Raw genomic sequence first — 18,493 nt, 5'->3', positions numbered from 1 at the left:
ATATAGCTTTTGAGATGCACTTTATTTTGATACAATTTCTTCTTTTATTATAGCATCAATTCTTCGTTCAGTCTTATCTGTTTGAAGAATGTTGTATTGTTTTGAACTTACTATCTTTTCTTATTGATTTTACAGAACGATAATCATAGTCTTCATTGTATTCGTAAGTCATATAGATAGTGCCTCCGTTGGTTTGGTTTCCTGTGTAGGAATAAGTACCTCTTTCTTCCTCTTTATCCCATGCAGATGGATTCTTACCGTCTGCACTTGCAGAAGTTCTATAATACAACTGAAATGTTTTGTCTGCTTTGAGTTCAATTTTATTGTTATAATATTTGTTGCCGTCTTTTTCCCAATCAGACATCACATAAGCTCCTACAGGAAATTCTCCTTTTGATTCATAATCACAATAAAAAGTCTCATCATAAGCCATAAACTTACAACGGTTTCCGGTGAATGAATAAGCAAATTTTACAATATTTTCTGTAACTCTAGAACATGCCTGTAATTTATCAAATGCGGCTATAACATCGGATTCTTGCATCACTTCATAGGGTAAATTATTGTATAATCTATATGCTTCATCCACCATTTTAATCACTTCATCGTAATTTTCTGAACTAATTTGATTTGGACTAGGTAATGTATTGGTTTTTTGTATGAATTTTGCTTTTAATTCATCGATACTGATTACTTTTAGTGTTATAACCTGAGAGATTGAAGGGAATTCTGCAGATGAAATGGTGATATTGATTGTGCTACCTGCTGTGAGTGCAGGATTGATCATAAATGTTATGTTATGTTTATCTTTAGTAATTTCACCTTGTGCCCAAGTTTCCAGATTATCATATGTAAAGTTTACATCACTATTCGTAGCTTCTTCACCACTGGCGTCTAATCCAATAGCATATAAGTAAAATGGATTCTCAGAATTTGTAGTAACATAAATTAATCCATCGACTGGCATAGGATCAAATCCTAATTTAGAGGTTGCACGATAAGGTTTGGCTATTAATTGATTGATGGCATTAATTAACGCTTGGTATGCATTATAAATTTCTGTGGGAGTTGGATTCTGAGAAATAGCAACTACTTTAGCAGCTTGTAGTTTGCTGTACATAGCTTCGTAAGATTCATCTTCGTAATTATTATCATTCAACTGAGTAGCTTCTATAATTAACTCATTTAATGATGTAAGAGTTATTTCTGTCCATTTGGCATAGAGAGTAAGATCTTTTGTGATTGGAGTACTGAAATCGTATACATTTGTCAAAGCAGCATCAGTGTACCATCCTTCAAAAGCGGCTCCTTCCTTTGTTGGGGTAAGTGGCTTAATTGCACATCCGCCTTCTGCTACACCTTGAGGTCTATAGTATTACCTCCATTAACGTTGAAGATGACTGTGTAATCGACTTGTTGCCATTTAGCATAAAGAGTGATATCTTTCACTACTATATCACTTTCGAATTTCCATATATTAGTATAATTGGGTTCTTTATACCAACCAACAAAGATTGATTTGTCTTTAGTAGGAGCAGTGGGCTCTTTTATTTTTGCCCCATCGTTTACAGTTTGTGGGCTTACATTACTTCCTCCTTGTGAGTCAAATGTAACAGTAAACTGTTCGGGTAGTTTGTTGTCATCATCACTTCCACAGCTTGCTACAATAATTGTAAGTAAAGCAATGACGCATACTTTTGAAAAATAATGTTTAATTGTTTTCATTTCTATTTTCTTTTATTTTAGTAGTTAGTAAAAACTTTGTTCAAGAAGGAGATCGTTGTATGTTACAGAAGAGCCATTTAAATGTGAGTAGATGACTTAGATCATGCAAAATACTTAACTTGCTTGTTCTTTTTTGTGTCACAAAGGTAGTCTGTATGAGAAAAGAAATGTAAAATTACCGTAGCGAAATTTTAGACATATTTGTAGAATATAATTCACGAATTTTTCCAGTTACTTTAATTGTCTTTTAGGAGCTTGGAAGTGTCTTTTAGGACTTATGATTGGATTTTGAAGAATTTATAATTTAATATCGGTCGGATAATTCTTTTTGATAATAGAGAAAGAAGTCATACTTAAGAATTCTAGAGATACGTAATAGTAACTCAGAGTCAATACTTTGTCGATTGAATATTTTATAAATATTTGTTCGGTCACAATATAGTTTTTGAGCAAACCAAGATATTGGAATTTTTTGCTTGTAAACTTCAGCTTCGATAAGTTTTCCTATGTGTATCATGATAAAAAAGGCGGAACCATTCAATACTTACATATGATCTGAGGTACCGCCAAGCACCGTGTCCATCAATAAGTACGAATAGTTCACGCCCATAGAGCGCGAACTTTCAGTGACTTATTCCCTGGACTTCATTTTGGCGGTTTTCAGATCGGAGAATAAGAGCTAAAAGCTCATTTTTTAATAAGTAGGTGAATGGAAACTCTATTCCATTGGTTTTCTATTTTAAATAAAAATAGGAGAATGGCATTAAAATAGCTATTCTCCTTATATAAAAGTAACTTAAATTACTTAGACAAAGCCTGAGCTACGTCTACAGCACAAGCTACTGTACAACCTACCATAGGATTGTTACCAATTCCCAAGAATCCCATCATTTCTACGTGAGCAGGAACTGATGAAGAACCAGCGAACTGAGCGTCAGAGTGCATACGACCCATTGTGTCAGTCATACCATAAGAAGCAGGACCAGCAGCCATATTATCTGGGTGAAGAGTACGACCTGTACCACCACCGGAAGCAACTGAGAAATATGGTTTACCTGCAAGAACGCGTTCTTTCTTGTAAGTACCAGCAACCGGATGTTGGAAACGAGTTGGGTTAGTAGAATTACCAGTGATAGATACATCCACACCTTCTTTCCACATGATAGCTACACCTTCGCGAACATCATCAGCACCATAGCATTTTACTTTTGCACGAGGACCGTCAGAATAAGCGATTTCGCGGACAACTTTCAGTTCACCTGTGAAATAATCAAACTGAGTCTGAACATAAGTAAAGCCGTTGATACGAGAGATAATCTGAGCAGCGTCTTTTCCAAGACCGTTCAAGATACAACGCAATGGTTCTTTACGTACTTTGTCTGCTTTTGCAGCAATTTTGATAGCACCTTCAGCAGCAGCGAATGACTCGTGACCTGCCAAGAATGCGAAACATTTAGTTTCTTCACGCAGCAACATAGCAGCCAAGTTACCATGACCGATACCAACCTTACGGTCGTCGGCTACAGAACCGGGAATACAGAATGCTTGCAAACCGATACCGATAGCTTCTGCTGCTTCAGCAGCGTTTGTGCAATGCTTTTTCAGTGCGATTGCAGTACCTACCACATATGCCCATTTTGCATTTTCAAAACAGATAGGCTGAGTTTCTTCACAAGTTTTATAAGGATCAAGTCCGGCAGCTTCGCAGATTGCGTTAGCTTCTTCGATGTCTTTGATGCCGTTAGCGTTCAAGGCAGCAATAATACCCTTGATACGACGGTCTTGGCTTTCGAATTTTACTTCTCTAATCATAGTTTTTTCCTCCTTATATTATTCGTGACGTGGATCAATATGTTTAACTGCTCCCTGTTCTGCTGTTACACGTCCGTAAGTGCCGGTAACTTTCTTCAATGCTTCGTTAGCATCGGTTCCTTTCTTGATTTCATCCATGAATTTACCCATGTGAACGAATTCATATCCACAGATTTCATCATTCTTATCCAAGAAGATATTTTTGATGTAACCTTCAGCCATTTCAAGGTAGCGAGGACCTTTAGCCAAAGTACCGTAAAGAGTACCTACTTGGCTACGCAGACCTTTGCCTAAATCTTCCAGACCAGCACCGATGATCAAACCACCTTCAGAGAAAGCGGACTGAGTACGTCCGTACACGATCTGCAAGAATAGTTCACGCATAGCAGTATTGATAGCGTCGCAAACTAAGTCTGTGTTTAATGCTTCAAGGATGGTTTTACCCGGAAGGATTTCAGCAGCCATAGCAGCTGAGTGAGTCATACCAGAGCATCCGATAGTCTCCACTAAAGCTTCCTGGATGACACCTTCTTTAACGTTTAGTGTTAGTTTGCAAGCACCCTGTTGAGGAGCACACCAACCAATACCGTGTGTCAAACCTGAAATATCAACAATTTCTTTTGATTTTACCCATTTGCCTTCTTCGGGTATGGGAGCCGGTCCGTGATTAGGGCCCTTCTTTACAACACACATGTGTTCCACTTCGTGTGAATAAGTCATAATTAGCTCTTTTTTAAATGATATAATTAAAAATACGTAGTCGTGATTCTCTAAATCGCCCACAAAGTTAGTTGATTTATTTGTTTCTGCAAATTGCCATTTATTACTTTTTTGTGAAAAGCAAGAAATAGGTTTACGTTTCTCTTTCGTTTGCAAAGTCGGGATTGCATTTCTGAAAGATTGAAACTTATTGAACTATCTGTTTACGAGGTTGTTGTTATTTGAAAATTAAATCTTATGGAACTAAATCAGGTAGACACACATTATTTAATAGCTGCGATTTGCGTAATTTCATCCGCGTTGATTTTTTATACGATTGGTGTTTGGGGAGAACGTTTTCAAAAGAAACTAAAATTTTGGCATATTGTTTTTTTTCTATTGGGATTGGTTGCTGATACGGTTGGGACTAGTCTGATGGAACATATAGCAGAACTGGCTCATTTGCATGATGAAATTCATATGGTGACGGGAACAATTGCTATTCTTTTGATGTTTGTCCATGCTTCGTGGGCGATATGGACTTATGTGACGGGGTCTGCTAAAGCTAAACAGCATTTCAATCGCTTTAGTATTGTTGTGTGGAGTATTTGGCTTATACCTTATTTAATAGGAGTGTATTTGGGAATGCATTTGCATGAATAAACAAGTTTCCCCAGACGTACATCTGGGTAGTCTTCACATGTACGTCTGGGGATGTCCCGGATGTACGTCTCGGTAATCCCTGGATGTACGTCTGGGGAAAACTGTTTTAGTAAGATTATAGGAGTATCGTTATAGGAAATAGAATAAAAATTCGTAGCTTTGTTGCAAAACTTATAGGACAGAGCTATGATAGAGATTACAGATGCGGCTTTACAGGCTGCCGCAGGTGAAGGCATGGATGAATTTATCCAAGTATTCACAGATAAATATAAAGAAGTGATTGGCGGTGAATTGACTGCTGAAACAATGTCTTTGTTGACGGGAGAGCAACATTCGTTGTTGGCTTATCAGATTTTACGTGAGGAAATAATGGTTGGCGGATTCTGCCAGTTGATTCAAAATGGTTATGGAGGATATATTTTTGATAATCCATTTGCAAAGGTGATGCGTTTGTGGGGTGCTGATAGTTTTTCTAAATTAATATATAAGGCCAAGAAGATATATGATGCCAATCGTAAGGACTTAGAGAAGGAACGAACCGATGATGAATTTATGGCAATGTATGAGCAATTTGAGGCTTTTGATGATCTGGAGGAAGAATATCTGGACATGGAAGAACGGGTAACTGCAACGATTGCTAGTTATGTAGATGATCATTTGGAACTTTTTGCAAAAATAATAAAGTAGTGGATGCAGTATTTTTTAAGTGATAGCATTTATTAATTGTGAATTAGAATTTATATCTTTGCAAAATCTAAAAATATGTTGTTTATGAAACAAATGAAATTTTTCTTGGTGACCTTAATGGTTGTTTTAATGGGGGTATCTGTTACTTCTTGTTTGAAGGGTGATGATAATACTGAGGTACAGGCTTATACTGTAGCAAAAGTAACGGATAATATGTTTGCCTATGTATCTTTTCTGGATATCAGTGGATATAAAATGATTTCAAAAAATATTGTGACAGAACTATCCAATGTAAATTCTGGTGATTTTATATATATGTTGTATACTTATGATACGAAGACTGATGTGGATCCGAATTCTCAGACTATCAATATAACAGTCAATGCAGCACAAAAGATTTCAGGGAATAGTGTTAACGGTATTACAGAGGAAATGGATGCGGATGATACCTATGCATCTGATAGACCTGTTATAGAGATTTCGAATGAATATTCTAAGCCGCTAATGTTTGATAATTATAATTTGGTTATACCTATACAGTATTATGCTAAAGAAAATATTGATAAACATAAGTTTAGTTTGGTATATTATACTGATAAATTAAAGGGTAAGGAAGAGAACGCAGGTTTGACTTTGTATTTGCGTCATCAATCGGAAGAAACAGGAGAAAGTCTTAGATATTTTTCTTATAGAACTTTTGATTTAAAAGAGGTTCTGTCTGCATATAAAGAAGAATATGGAAGTTTTCCGGCAAATATCATTATTCGAATAGAGAAAAATTCTCTTTCAAATGGAGAAGTTCCGACAAAAACAACTCCAGTTTCATTTGAATATAAATATAACGACAAACTTTGAATTACAAAGAATTATTTAACATCGCAATGAAATTGATTTCCTCTCCAGTCAAAGCTTGGGAGGGAATTTTTATGGAAAAGGATAGGCGAAAGGTATTTATTACCTTTGTCTATCCTATGATAGGTTTATGTGGTTTGTCTGTTTTCATTGGTTCTTTGCTGACCAATGGATGGGGAGGACCTCAAAGTTTCCAGATAGCTATGACTAATTGTTGTGCTGTAGCTGTAGCCTTATTCGGTGGTTACTTTTTGGCGGCTTATGTTATTAATGAGATGGGGATCAGGATGTTTGGTATGTCGGCAAATATCTCATTGACACAGCAGTTTGCCGGATATGCGCTTGTTGTACCTTTTTTGCTACAAATCGTAACTGGCCTTTTACCTGATTTTAGAATTATTGCCTGGTTGTTGCAGTTCTACATCGTTTATGTGGTGTGGGAAGGTGCTCCTATAATGATGAGAGTGGAAGAAAAACAACGATTGAAATACACCCTTTTGTCGTCTCTATTGTTAATACTATGTCCGACAGTAATTCAATTTGTGTTCAACAAACTGACGGCTATACTTAATTAATATGCAAAGATGAAACAACCTCCTGTAAATATAAAGAATAAACGTGCTACGTTTGATTATGAATTGGTAGATACCTATACAGCAGGTATTGTACTGACAGGTACAGAAATCAAATCTATTCGTTTGGGTAAAGCTAGCCTAGTAGATACATTTTGTTATTTTGTGAAAGGCGAACTGTGGGTGAAAAATATGCACGTTGCCGAATATTTCTATGGATCGTACAATAATCACACAGCACGTAGAGAAAGGAAGTTGTTATTGAATAAAAAAGAAATAGAGAAACTTCAGAGGGGAACTAAAGATCCCGGATTTACTATTGTCCCTGTACGCCTGTTTATCAATGAAAAAGGTTTGGCGAAACTGGTTGTAGTTGGCAAAAGGTAAGAAAGAATATGATAAACGCGAATCAATAAAAGAAAAAGATGACCGCCGGGACATGGCAAGAATGTTTAAGCGGTAAGATATATGAGATTGTAGTCTAGGATAGGCTATTCTTGGACTGTGAGCAATGAATGGCAGAGTGCTAATAGGTATTAAGTGAAAAGGTAACAATGAAAAAGACAATTTCTCAGATTGTACCTGAGCGAATCCTGATTTTGGATGGAGCGATGGGTACAATGATTCAACAATATAATCTTAAAGAAGAAGATTTCCGTAGTGAACGTTTTGCGCATATTCCCGGCTTGTTGAAAGGGAATAATGATTTGTTGTGCCTGACCCGTCCTGATGTTATTCAAGATATTCATCGTAAATATTTAGAAGCCGGTGCGGATATTATTGAAACCAATACATTTAGTTCTACTACAGTTTCTATGGCTGATTATCACGTAGAAGAATATGTGCGTGAGATGAACTTGGCAGCAGTGAAGTTAGCTCGTGATTTGGCTGATGAATATACGGCAAAGACTCCAGATAAGCCTCGTTTTGTGGCAGGTTCTGTGGGACCTACTAATAAAACTTGTTCCATGAGTCCGGATGTGAACAATCCGGCTTTCCGCGCTTTGACTTACGATGACTTGGTTGCATCCTATCAACAGCAAATGGAAGCAATGCTCGAAGGAGGTGTTGATACAATCCTGATTGAAACGATCTTTGATACGTTAAATGCTAAAGCTGCTATATTTGCTGCCGAACAGGCTATGAAAACGGTGGGAATAGAAGTGCCTGTCATGCTTTCAGTTACTGTATCCGATATTGGTGGGCGAACATTGTCCGGACAAACCTTAGAAGCCTTTCTGGCTTCGATACAGCATGCCAATATTTTCTCCATTGGTCTGAACTGTTCTTTTGGGGCTCGTCAGCTAAAACCTTTTTTGAGACAATTGGCTGCGCGTGCACCTTATTATATTAGTGCATACCCAAATGCCGGACTTCCAAATAGTCTGGGGAAATATGATCAGACTCCTAAGGAAATGGCTCATGAAGTGAAAGAATATATTCAGGAAGGACTGGTTAATATCATAGGTGGATGTTGTGGTACGACAGATGCTTATATTGCTGAATATTCAGCTTTAATAAGAGACGCCAAACCTCATATACCTGCTGCTGCACCCGATTGTATGTGGCTTTCTGGATTAGAACTGTTGGAGGTAAAACCTGATATAAACTTTGTGAATGTAGGTGAACGCTGCAATGTTGCCGGTTCGCGTAAGTTCCTTCGTCTCATTAATGAAAAAAAATATGAAGAATCTCTTGCCATTGCTCGTCAGCAAGTAGAAGATGGAGCATTGGTAATTGACGTTAATATGGATGATGGCTTATTGGATGCTAAGACGGAAATGACAACTTTTCTAAATCTAATCATGTCTGAGCCCGAAATAGCGCGTGTCCCTGTAATGATCGATTCTTCTAAATGGGAAGTTATTGAAGCCGGATTAAAATGTCTGCAAGGTAAATCAATCGTTAATTCGATTTCTTTAAAAGAAGGGGAGGAAAAATTTCTGGAACATGCACGTATCATCAAACAATATGGTGCTGCGGCTGTAGTGATGGCTTTTGACGAAAAAGGACAGGCTGATACAGCAGCGCGTAAGATAGAAGTTTGTGGACGGGCTTATCGCCTTTTAGTAGATAAAATAAATTTTAATCCTCACGATATTATATTCGATCCAAATGTCCTTGCTGTTGCTACGGGGATTGAGGAGCATAACAATTATGCTGTAGATTTTATTGAGGCAACTGAATGGATAAAGAAAAACCTTCCAGGGGCGCATATTAGTGGTGGAGTAAGTAATCTTTCTTTCTCGTTTCGGGGTAATAATTATATTCGTGAGGCAATGCATGCCGTATTCCTTTATCATGCTATTCAGAAAGGTATGGATATGGGAATTGTAAATCCTGGAACATCTGTTCTTTATAGTGATATTCCGGCTGATGTTCTAGAAAAGATAGAAGATGTTGTATTGAATCGTCGTCCCGATGCAGCCGAACATCTTATTGAATTGGCTGAATCTTTGAAGGAAAGTATGTCAGGAACTTTGGGACAAGCAGTTGCTAAACAGAATGCATGGAGGGAAGAAACTGTGCAAGAACGTTTGAAATATGCTTTGATGCAAGGAATTGGTGATTACTTGGAACAAGATTTAGCAGAGGCATTGTCTCTTTACGATAAGGCGGTTGATGTAATTGAAGGTCCGTTGATGGATGGAATGAATTACGTTGGTGAACTTTTTGGCGCTGGTAAAATGTTTCTGCCTCAGGTTGTAAAGACTGCTCGTACAATGAAGAAAGCTGTTGCAATCTTACAACCAGTTATTGAAATGGAGAAAGTGGAAGGTACCAGTTCTGCCGGAAAAGTGCTGCTTGCAACCGTAAAAGGTGACGTACATGATATTGGAAAAAATATTGTGGGAGTAGTCATGGCTTGTAATGGTTATGAGATTGTGGATTTGGGAGTAATGGTTCCTGCTGAAACAATCATTCAACGTGCAATCGAAGAAAAAGTGGATATGATTGGACTGAGTGGTTTGATTACTCCTTCTTTGGAAGAGATGGCACATGTAGCTGCTGAATTAGAGAAAGCCGGTTTGGATATTCCTCTTCTTATTGGAGGAGCCACTACTTCTAAGATGCACACTGCATTGAAGATTGCGCCGGTTTATCACGCTCCGGTAGTTCATCTGAAAGATGCTTCTCAGAATGCTGGTATAGCTGCCCGATTATTGAATCAGCAGTCAAAAGTTGAATTGGTTGATGAATTAGAGAAAGAATATCAGCACCTTCGTGAAAAGAGCGGTATGTTACGTCGTGAAACCGTTTCATTAGAAGAAGCACAGAGAAATAAGTTGAATTTGTTTTAGTGTATAAGCAGTAATGAAAAAGATTTTTTCTTTCCTATATATTATGATGGTATTAGCTGCTATGATCTCTTGTTCTTCATCCAAAGAATGTAAAGAGGGAGCAGTGACAGGAAATCCTACCTTAGATAATATTTTTGCTCGAAAAAGTGTGCGTACTTATTTGGATAAGGGAATAGAGAAAGAAAAAATAGATTTAATGCTTCGTGCCGGTATGGCTGGACCTTCAGGAAAAGACACTCGTCCCTGGGAATTTATTGTAGTGTCCGATCGCGCTATACTCGATTCAATGGCTGCTGCCCTTCCGTATGCCAAAATGCTGACACAGGCACGTAATGCGATTATTGTTTGTGGAGATTCTACACGTTCGTTCTATTGGTATCTTGATTGTTCGGCTGCTGCCCAAAATATATTGTTGGCAGCTGAAAGTATGGGATTGGGTGCTGTTTGGACTGCTGCTTATCCTTATGAGGATCGGATGCAGGTGGTTCGGAAATACACAGCATTACCCAAAAATATTCTTCCTCTTTGTGTCATACCTTTTGGCTATCCTGCTACAAAAGAGCAGCCGAAACAGAAGTATGATGAGAAAAAGATACATTATAATCTGTATTAGTAAACAAAAGTTTTGTTTTTTCAATAAATTCCTTACATTTGCGTTCTAATTAATTAATATCTGATACGCAAATGTTTGGAATAGATGACCCCTTGATTATTTTACCCTACTTCCTTTCGGTAGTATGTGTGATTTTTGCTGCCTGGTTCGGGCTGAAATATTGGAATAAAGACGACGAAAAAGACAAAACACGATGAATACATTTACACTTGGCTTGATTGTGATAGCCTATCTGCTGTCACTAGCTTATCTCGGCTTTTTGGGGTATAAGAAAACTACGAATGCCAGTGACTATCTGGTAGGAGGAAGACAGATGAATCCGATTGTGATGGCGCTTTCGTATGGAGCGACATTTATTTCTGCTTCCGCTATTGTAGGCTTTGGTGGTGTTGCTGCTGCATTTGGAATGGGGATTCAGTGGCTTTGTTTTCTGAATATGTTTGTTGGGGTGATTATTGCTTTTATCTTTTTTGGTTTACGAACCCGGCGTATGGGAGCTAAACTAAATGTAAGTACTTTTCCTCAATTGTTAGGACGTCATTTTCGTTCGCGTAATATACAGGTATTTATTGCTGCCGTTATTTTTCTGGGAATGCCGCTTTATGCTGCTGTGGTCATGAAAGGAGGGGCTGTATTCATAGAACAAATTTTTCAGATAGATTTTAACGTATCATTATTGATATTTACATTAGTCATTGCTGCCTATGTGATAGCAGGAGGTATGAAAGGGGTAATGTATACCGACGCATTGCAAGGGGTTATTATGTTTGCTTGTATGTTGTTCCTGTTGTTTTCTTTATATCAGATACTTGATATGAATTTTGTTCAGGCAAACAAAGAATTGGGTAATATATCACATTTGGTACCAGATAAGTTTAAGGCGTTGGGACATCAGGGGTGGACAGCTATGCCGGTGATGGGATCTCCCCAATGGTATTCGTTAGTTACTTCTTTAATTTTGGGAGTTGGAATTGGTTGTTTGGCCCAGCCGCAATTAGTAGTCCGTTTTATGACTGTGGAGAGTAGCAAACAGTTAAATCGTGGAGTTTTTATAGGTTGTTTCTTTTTGATTATTACAGTAGGTGCTATTTATCATGCGGGCGCATTGAGCAATCTTTTTTTTCTAAAGACTGAAGGTGCAGTTGCAACTGAAGTAGTGAAAGATATAGATAAAATTATTCCTTATTTTATTAATAAAGCAATGCCGGATTGGTTTGCAGCACTTTTTATGTTGTGCATTCTTTCGGCCAGTATGTCTACTCTTAGTTCTCAGTTTCATACAATGGGAGCCTCTGTAGGGTCCGATATTTATGGTACTTACAAACCACGCTCACGTGGTAAACTGACGAATGTCATTCGTTTAGGAGTACTTTTTTCTATTTTGGTAAGCTATATCATTTGCTATATGTTGCCGAATGATATCATAGCTCGCGGTACTTCTATTTTTATGGGAATTTGCGCTGCTGCTTTCCTCCCTGCCTACTTTTGTGCACTCTATTGGAAGCGTGCAACAAAACAAGGAGTGATGGCAAGTTTATGGGTCGGAACTATTGGGAGTCTTTTGGCTCTTGTATTCCTGCATCAAAAAGAATCTGCTGCATTAGGTATCTGTAAAGCTATATTTGGTCGTGATGTATTGATTGAAACTTATCCGTTTCCTGTGATTGACCCAATATTATTTGCATTGCCGTTATCTGTAATAGCAATTATTCTGGTTAGTTTGCTGACCTATAAAAAATAAATGGTGTACCAATAATTTTGAAAACTTTATTCTTGATACCTAAATTGATCTTACGATTTAATTTTTTTCTTATAAGATTCAAATCGTGACATTATATTACGCACAAAGTTATAAGTCTCAATACCGCGGAAATATCCGTTTTTGCAGACAGGATCGGTGAAGTATTCCTCATTACTTTTAAGAAGGATGAAGTTTTCAACATTATCTTTCCAGACTAATTTGTTTTTACCGTATTTCTCAGCTAGTGCCATTGCGTCATAGATATGTCCCAACCCAGCATTGTAAGAAGCTAAGATGAAGTTCAATCGTTCCTGTTTATCAGGAATCATACTGAAACTGCGGTCAGTAGCCATGATATACTTAATAGCGGCTTTAATACTTTCTTCCGGGTTTTGTTCTTTACCAGGAGGTACTCCCATAGCGCGTGCGGTAGCAGGCATTAATTGCATCAATCCTTTTGCACCGGCCCAAGATACTACAGTCGTATCAAAATTAGATTCTGTATAAGCAAGTGATGCAAGCATACGCCAATCCCATCCAATTTCTTTGGAGTATTTTTTAAATAATGGATCAAAATGAGAAATCTTTCCTTCTTTTAATGAAGGATAGGAGAGTGGGGCATCATTTTACTATTTTCGAAATAACGTTTCATACTTGCTGTATAAGCAGGAGAAGTCATATTTTCTTTATGCCATTTATTAGCTGCTGCTGCTAGTTCGGGACTATCCTTTCTTACTGCCCATGAAGAACGTTGGTCAAAACTGATAGAAAGATTGATATTGAGGTTAGGATAATAAGTTTTGTTTAATTTTGCCAAATCATTATCTGAAACAGTGTATGGAATTTTTCCTTGGGCAACTTGGGTGATCAAGTCTTCCGTAGTAATACTGTCATTGGTTACTTTATGAATCAAGATTCCACCGCCTAATTCATTATTTAGATTAACCAATCGGTCGTAATATTTTCCGGGTTTAACATAGATGTTTTTTCCTATAAGCTCTGTTACATCTTTTAGAGGTTTTTTCTTTCCATTCCCTTGTTGCACAATGACTTGATGAGTAATCACATCTTCACCACAATAAATTAGACTATCTTTCCATTCTTTGGTTATTGGTAAATTATAAGCGATCATATCACCTTCACCTGCCAATAGTTTTTGTATTAATTCGTGGACATTATTAGCAACTTCGATTCTGAGCTTTACTCCCAGACTTTTAGCAAACTGTTCGCTAAGTTCATATTGAAATCCCATTTCTTGACCACGATAAATGAAATAGGAAGTAGAACTATAAAGTGTCAATACTACCAACTCCCCACTATCTTTTATTTGTGTAAGATCACGATCGTTCCCTTCTTCTTTGCTATGATGATTCTTCCTACATCCGGAGATGCAACAAACAAAGATGAGAAACAGTGGTAAGAAGAGCGACTTGGCACTTAGTTTGAGTTCCTTAACTTTCATTATTCGTTTTTCAAATGTTTCTGGATATACATGGTCAATATATCAATAGCAACTTGATTGCTACCACCTTCCGGGACAATCAAATCTGCATAACGTTTGCAAGGCTCGATAAATTGCAAATGCATTGGTTTTAAAACTCTTGTATAACGTTCCATTACAGCTTCTGCTGTGCGACCCCGTTCGATGACATCTCTTTGGATCACACGAATCAGTCGCTCATCAGGATCAGCATCTACAAATATCTTAAGGTCCATCATATTGCGTAGTCTCTTATCACAAAGCGCAAGTATACCTTCAACAATTATGACTTCTCTTGGTTCAATATGAATCGTTTTAGATTGACGGGTACATGTCAGATAGGAGTATGTAGGCTGTTCTATACTTTTACCCTCCTTCAACATCATGATATGTTTGGAAAGCAAACTCCAATCGAAAGCATCTGGGTGATCGAAGTTGATATTCTGACGCTCTTCGACGGGAACATGGCTACTGTCCTTATAGTATGAGTCTTGCGGTAACAGTACTACTTCTCCTACAGGAAGACTCTCGATAATTTTCTTTACGACGGTGGTCTTTCCAGAGCCAGTTCCACCTGCTATTCCGATAATTAACATCTCTTTATAGTATTATTTGAACTAAAAAAAGTAATTTTGCATTATTAATGCGATTCTTTAATAGGACAAATATAGAAACAATTCATTAAAATAACAACGTAATGGTAAAGCACATTGTATTATTTAAGTTAAAAGATAATGTTTCTGAGGCAGAGAAACTAGTCGTAATGAAAAAATTTAAGGCGGCTATTGAAGCTCTCCCTGCTAAAATTTCTGTGATTCGTAAAATTGAAGTTGGATTGAATATCAATCCGGATGAAACCTGGAATATTGCTCTCAACAGTGAATTTGACACACTGGAAGACGTTAAGTTCTATGCAACGCATCCTGATCATGTTGCTGCCGGAAAAATATTGGCGGAAACAAAAGAAAGTCGTGCATGCGTGGATTATGAATTCTAACCTTTTTATAAAGATAAAAATGAAAAAGCTATTTTCTTTACTGTTCCTCTGTTTGGTAATAGGAATGGTACAGGCTCAGATACAGGAACCTATAAAGTTTAAGACAGAGTTGAAAACTTTGTCCGGTACAGATGCGGAGATTGTCTTTACAGCGGTAATTGATAAAGGATGGCATGTTTATTCTACGGATTTAGGCGACGGCGGCCCTATTTCTGCAACATTTAATGTTGATAGTAAATCGGGTGTTGAAGTTGTAGGTAAACTGAAACCCATAGGTAAAGAAGTGGCGGTTTTTGATAAGCTTTTTGAAATGAATGTGCGTTATTTTGAGAATACAGCACAGTTTGTTCAAAAAATAAAATTAACAGGCGGAGCATATTCTATTGAGGGGTATATGCAATATGGAGCTTGTAATGACGAAAACTGTTTGCCTCCTACTGATGTTCCGTTTAAGTTTTCTGGTGAATCAAAAGTTAAGAGTACTGCCTCTGAAACTCCTGTTGTAGAACCTGCAAAGCAGGAAAAAAAAAATGATGTAACAACTAAAGAAGAAGTTAAAGATACCGTTGCAATGATGGAATTGGTACCGGCAACTGTTGATTCAACAAATGCCGTATCGCCTGCCGTTGCAGCATCTGATTGGTGGAAACCGGTAATCAGTGAATTGCAAGCTTTAGGTGAGGAGCATAGCCAGAAAGACTCTTCATGGATTTATATTTTCGTAACTGGTTTCTTGGGTGGATTATTGGCTTTGCTTACTCCTTGTGTGTGGCCAATCATTCCAATGACTGTTAGTTTTTTCCTGAAACGTAACAAGGATAAGAAGAAGGGTATTCGTGATGCGTGGACGTACGGTGCATCAATCGTAGTGATTTATGTAGCATTAGGTGTAGCTATAACGTTAATCTTTGGTGCTAGTGCTTTAAATGCTTTATCCACGAATGCGGTATTTAATATATTCTTCTTCTTGATGTTGGTGGTTTTTGCAGCTTCATTTTTTGGAGCTTTTGAAATTACCTTGCCATCGAAGTGGAGTACTGCGGTAGATAGTAAAGCGGAATCAACAACTGGATTATTGAGTATCTTCCTGATGGCTTTTACTCTGTCATTAGTATCTTTCTCTTGTACTGGTCCGATTATTGGCTTTTTGTTGGTGGAGGTTTCTACGACGGGTAGTGTTGTAGCTCCTGCTATTGGAATGTTGGGATTTGCTATTGCATTGGCCTTGCCGTTTACATTGTTTGCTCTTTTCCCGTCTTGGTTGAAGTCAATGCCTAAGTCGGGTGGATGGATGAATGTTATTAAAGTGACTTTAGGCTTTTTAGAATTGGCTTTTGCTTTAAAATTCTTGTCTGTTGCCGATCTGGCATACGGTTGGAGAATACTTGATCGTGAAACCTTTTTAGCTTTGTGGATTGTGATTTTTGCATTACTCGGTTTTTATTTGCTTGGCAAAATCAAATTCCCGCATGACGATGATGGCAATAAGGTTGGCGTAAGCCGCTTCTTCATGGCTCTTGTTTCTTTGGCTTTTGCTATATATATGGTACCGGGATTGTGGGGAGCACCTTTAAAAGCAGTAAGTGCTTTCGCACCTCCTATGCATACGCAAGACTTTAATTTATATGGAAATGAAGTACATCCTAAGTTCAAAGATTACGAGAAAGGTATGGAATATGCCCTTCAACATGGTAAGCCAGTTATGATTGATTTTACCGGAAACGGTTGTGTTAATTGTCGTAAGATGGAGGCTGCCGTATGGACTGATTCTAAAGTGAGCGACATCATTAATAATGATTATGTATTGATATCATTGTATGTGGATGAAAAAGAAGCATTACCAGAACCAATTAAAGTTGTTGAAAATGGTAAAGAGCGAACGTTGCGTACTGTTGGAGATAAATGGAGCTATCTGCAACGTGTGAAGTTTGGCGCTAATGCTCAACCTTTCTATGTTTTACTGGATAATGAAGGTAAGCCGTTGAATAAATCATATGCTTACGATGAAGATATTTCACAGTATATTAATTTCTTGAAAACAGGTTTGGATAACTATAAAAAAGAAAAGAAATAATATCCTTAATATATTTACTTAAAAACGAGACTGTAAGAAGTCTCGTTTTAATGTATAAGGGCATGTCAAAAGTAAAATCTGCTATCATTCTGACATGGATGACGGGATGATAGACTTATCAGACTTTTGACATACTTCTCATTTTATTGGGAGAATACTTATCAGTTTATCTATATCTGTTTCAAAGCATAGGTACTTCAATAACCAGAGGTTGAGTTCTATATCTGATTTCATCGTAAATTCCTTTTTCAGATTTATTTCAGAATTATGTTTTTTCTTTGTCGAATATAAATTTATTATCTTTGTACTTTCTAATCTGATAAATGATGAGTAAAATATTTATGCTTAGAATGCTGGTAATTGTGTGCCTTGTCGGAATAGTTTCTACAGCAAGGGCTCAAAAAAATGATTTTACTACATGGACAAAGTTAAAGTTAAATCATAAAATAGATTCTCGATTTTCAGTTTTAGGTGCTCTTGAGCTTCGTACAAAAGATGATATGGGGATGATTGATCGTTGGGGAATTGCTGCGGGAGGAGAATATAAAGTTTCTTCTTTATTGAAAATGGATCTAGGATACGAACTTCATCATCGAAATTTAGGCGATTTGGACTGGAAATTTAGGCATCGTTATTATATGGGTGCTACAGTCAGTTTTCGCTATCAATGGTTAGCTGTCTCTTTAAGAGAAAGATTTCAACAGACTTTTGATCGTGGTAATACAGAATCTCGCTTACGATCCCGTTTAAAACTTGCTTATTCTCCCTCAAAAGGGATTGTTTCTCCTTATTTTTCTATTGAAGTTTACCAAAGTTTAAATGATGCTCCTTTTTGGCGAGCAGCTCGTACTCGTTATCGTCCTGGATTTGAGATTGATTTGGCTAAACGTTGGGTGTTGGATACTTTTTATTGTTATCAATATGAATCTCCGAAAGGTAAGCATATTGTTGGAGTCGAAGTAGGTTATTCCTTTTAAAATATTAAGACTGCTTATATAATAATGTGTGGTTCTCATTCATCTCTCTTTTTATATTAATTATTAATGAATTGATTTTTTGTTAGTTACATATAAATAATAACTTTTTTAAGGATAATATATTCAGTTTAAAATAATAATACTTACTTTTGTTACAGCACTTCATACTGATGTGCTGATATTTTATGATTCAACAGATACAACAGACGTGTTGTATGATACCTCATGACCGAAGCGAATACTTCCTTTTATGTCTTACCTTCTGCTTAATCAGGAATTTAAAAATTAATTATTAAAAG

The 18,493-nt window shown here is 37.2% G+C and carries 15 protein-coding genes and 4 pseudogenes; 13 read left to right on the top strand and 6 right to left on the bottom strand.

The genetic code is table 11. From position 1 onward, the window contains the following. Window positions 1-73: 73 nt before the first annotated feature. The 4 genes from JCM17102_RS15930 to JCM17102_RS15915 all read right to left on the bottom strand — a co-directional run bounded on the left by JCM17102_RS15930 (window position 74) and on the right by JCM17102_RS15915 (window position 4,257). Window positions 74-1,336, bottom strand: a complete 1,263-nt coding sequence (locus JCM17102_RS15930; RefSeq protein ID WP_081800226.1) for an InlB B-repeat-containing protein — start codon at window positions 1,334-1,336, stop codon at window positions 74-76. A gap of 17 nt (window positions 1,337-1,353) precedes the next feature. Continuing rightward, window positions 1,354-1,725: an InlB B-repeat-containing protein gene (locus JCM17102_RS15925; RefSeq protein WP_025075892.1), complete on the bottom strand. Its 372-nt coding sequence runs from the start codon at window positions 1,723-1,725 to the stop codon at window positions 1,354-1,356. An 801-nt stretch (window positions 1,726-2,526) separates the two neighbouring features. Next, window positions 2,527-3,537, bottom strand: coding sequence for a GGGtGRT protein (locus tag JCM17102_RS15920; protein ID WP_025075891.1), 1,011 nt, complete (start codon window positions 3,535-3,537; stop codon window positions 2,527-2,529). A gap of 18 nt (window positions 3,538-3,555) precedes the next feature. Beyond that, window positions 3,556-4,257: an iron-sulfur cluster assembly scaffold protein gene (locus JCM17102_RS15915; RefSeq protein ID WP_005677723.1), complete on the bottom strand. Its 702-nt coding sequence runs from the start codon at window positions 4,255-4,257 to the stop codon at window positions 3,556-3,558. A gap of 237 nt (window positions 4,258-4,494) precedes the next feature. On the opposite strand from JCM17102_RS15915, the gene JCM17102_RS15910 reads away from it, so the two are divergent. The 9 genes and pseudogenes from JCM17102_RS15910 (at window position 4,495) to JCM17102_RS15870 (ending at window position 12,666) form a co-directional block, all read left to right on the top strand. Further along, the gene (locus JCM17102_RS15910; protein ID WP_025075890.1) at window positions 4,495-4,899 is read left to right on the top strand and encodes an HsmA family protein; all 405 of its coding nucleotides are present in this window, start codon (window positions 4,495-4,497) and stop codon (window positions 4,897-4,899) included. A 186-nt stretch (window positions 4,900-5,085) separates the two neighbouring features. Continuing rightward, complete coding sequence (locus JCM17102_RS15905) at window positions 5,086-5,586, top strand: DMP19 family protein (RefSeq protein WP_025075889.1); 501 nt, start codon at window positions 5,086-5,088, stop codon at window positions 5,584-5,586. Window positions 5,587-5,670: 84 nt separating this feature from the next. After that, on the top strand, window positions 5,671-6,441 hold the full coding sequence (locus JCM17102_RS15900; RefSeq protein ID WP_025075888.1) for a hypothetical protein: 771 nt from the start codon (window positions 5,671-5,673) through the stop codon (window positions 6,439-6,441). Window positions 6,442-6,467: 26 nt separating this feature from the next. After that, the gene (locus JCM17102_RS15895; RefSeq protein ID WP_025075887.1) at window positions 6,468-7,013 is read left to right on the top strand and encodes a Yip1 family protein; all 546 of its coding nucleotides are present in this window, start codon (window positions 6,468-6,470) and stop codon (window positions 7,011-7,013) included. A gap of 9 nt (window positions 7,014-7,022) precedes the next feature. Then, window positions 7,023-7,473, top strand: a pseudogene (gene smpB, locus JCM17102_RS27985) (SsrA-binding protein). Between the two features lie 91 nt (window positions 7,474-7,564). Further along, window positions 7,565-10,312 (top strand): methionine synthase, encoded by a 2,748-nt coding sequence (metH, locus tag JCM17102_RS15885; protein WP_025075886.1) that lies wholly within the window; start codon window positions 7,565-7,567, stop codon window positions 10,310-10,312. A 13-nt stretch (window positions 10,313-10,325) separates the two neighbouring features. Then, window positions 10,326-10,925: a nitroreductase family protein gene (locus JCM17102_RS15880; RefSeq protein WP_025075885.1), complete on the top strand. Its 600-nt coding sequence runs from the start codon at window positions 10,326-10,328 to the stop codon at window positions 10,923-10,925. 71 nt (window positions 10,926-10,996) lie between these two features. Then, a complete protein-coding gene (locus JCM17102_RS31840) occupies window positions 10,997-11,122 on the top strand; it encodes a symporter small accessory protein (RefSeq protein WP_235016769.1) in 126 nt (41 codons plus the stop codon). After that, window positions 11,119-12,666 carry a sodium:solute symporter family protein gene (locus JCM17102_RS15870; protein WP_025075884.1) on the top strand — a complete coding sequence of 516 codons (1,548 nt, stop codon included), beginning with the start codon at window positions 11,119-11,121 and terminating at the stop codon, window positions 12,664-12,666. Before JCM17102_RS31840 ends, JCM17102_RS15870 begins: the two co-directional genes overlap by 4 nt. A 50-nt stretch (window positions 12,667-12,716) precedes the next feature. Here the strand turns inward: JCM17102_RS15870 and JCM17102_RS27980 are convergent. Then, window positions 12,717-14,128, bottom strand: a pseudogene (locus tag JCM17102_RS27980) (MltF family protein). After that, window positions 14,128-14,742 carry a uridine kinase gene (udk, locus tag JCM17102_RS15860; RefSeq protein WP_025075883.1) on the bottom strand — a complete coding sequence of 205 codons (615 nt, stop codon included), beginning with the start codon at window positions 14,740-14,742 and terminating at the stop codon, window positions 14,128-14,130. Before udk ends, JCM17102_RS27980 begins: the two are co-directional and overlap by 1 nt. 101 nt (window positions 14,743-14,843) lie before the next feature. Between udk and JCM17102_RS15855 the strand changes: the two genes are divergently transcribed. The 4 genes and pseudogenes from JCM17102_RS15855 (at window position 14,844) to JCM17102_RS15845 (ending at window position 18,194) form a co-directional block, all read left to right on the top strand. Further along, window positions 14,844-15,143: a Dabb family protein gene (locus JCM17102_RS15855; RefSeq protein ID WP_025075882.1), complete on the top strand. Its 300-nt coding sequence runs from the start codon at window positions 14,844-14,846 to the stop codon at window positions 15,141-15,143. Between the two features lie 19 nt (window positions 15,144-15,162). Further along, window positions 15,163-15,616, top strand: a pseudogene (locus JCM17102_RS32555) (protein-disulfide reductase DsbD domain-containing protein); the annotation flags it as partial. Window positions 15,617-15,699: 83 nt separating this feature from the next. After that, window positions 15,700-17,217 (top strand): annotated as a pseudogene (locus JCM17102_RS15850) (protein-disulfide reductase DsbD family protein); the annotation flags it as partial. Window positions 17,218-17,543: 326 nt separating this feature from the next. Further along, complete coding sequence (locus JCM17102_RS15845; protein WP_025075880.1) at window positions 17,544-18,194, top strand: DUF2490 domain-containing protein; 651 nt, start codon at window positions 17,544-17,546, stop codon at window positions 18,192-18,194. Window positions 18,195-18,493: the final 299 nt, after the last annotated feature.

This window comes from Bacteroides faecichinchillae JCM 17102 (genome assembly GCF_000614145.1).
GTDB classification, from domain to species: Bacteria; Bacteroidota; Bacteroidia; order Bacteroidales; family Bacteroidaceae; genus Bacteroides; species Bacteroides faecichinchillae.
Note: the sequence above shows the minus strand (reverse complement) of the source record. Positions and strands in the feature narration are given on the sequence as shown.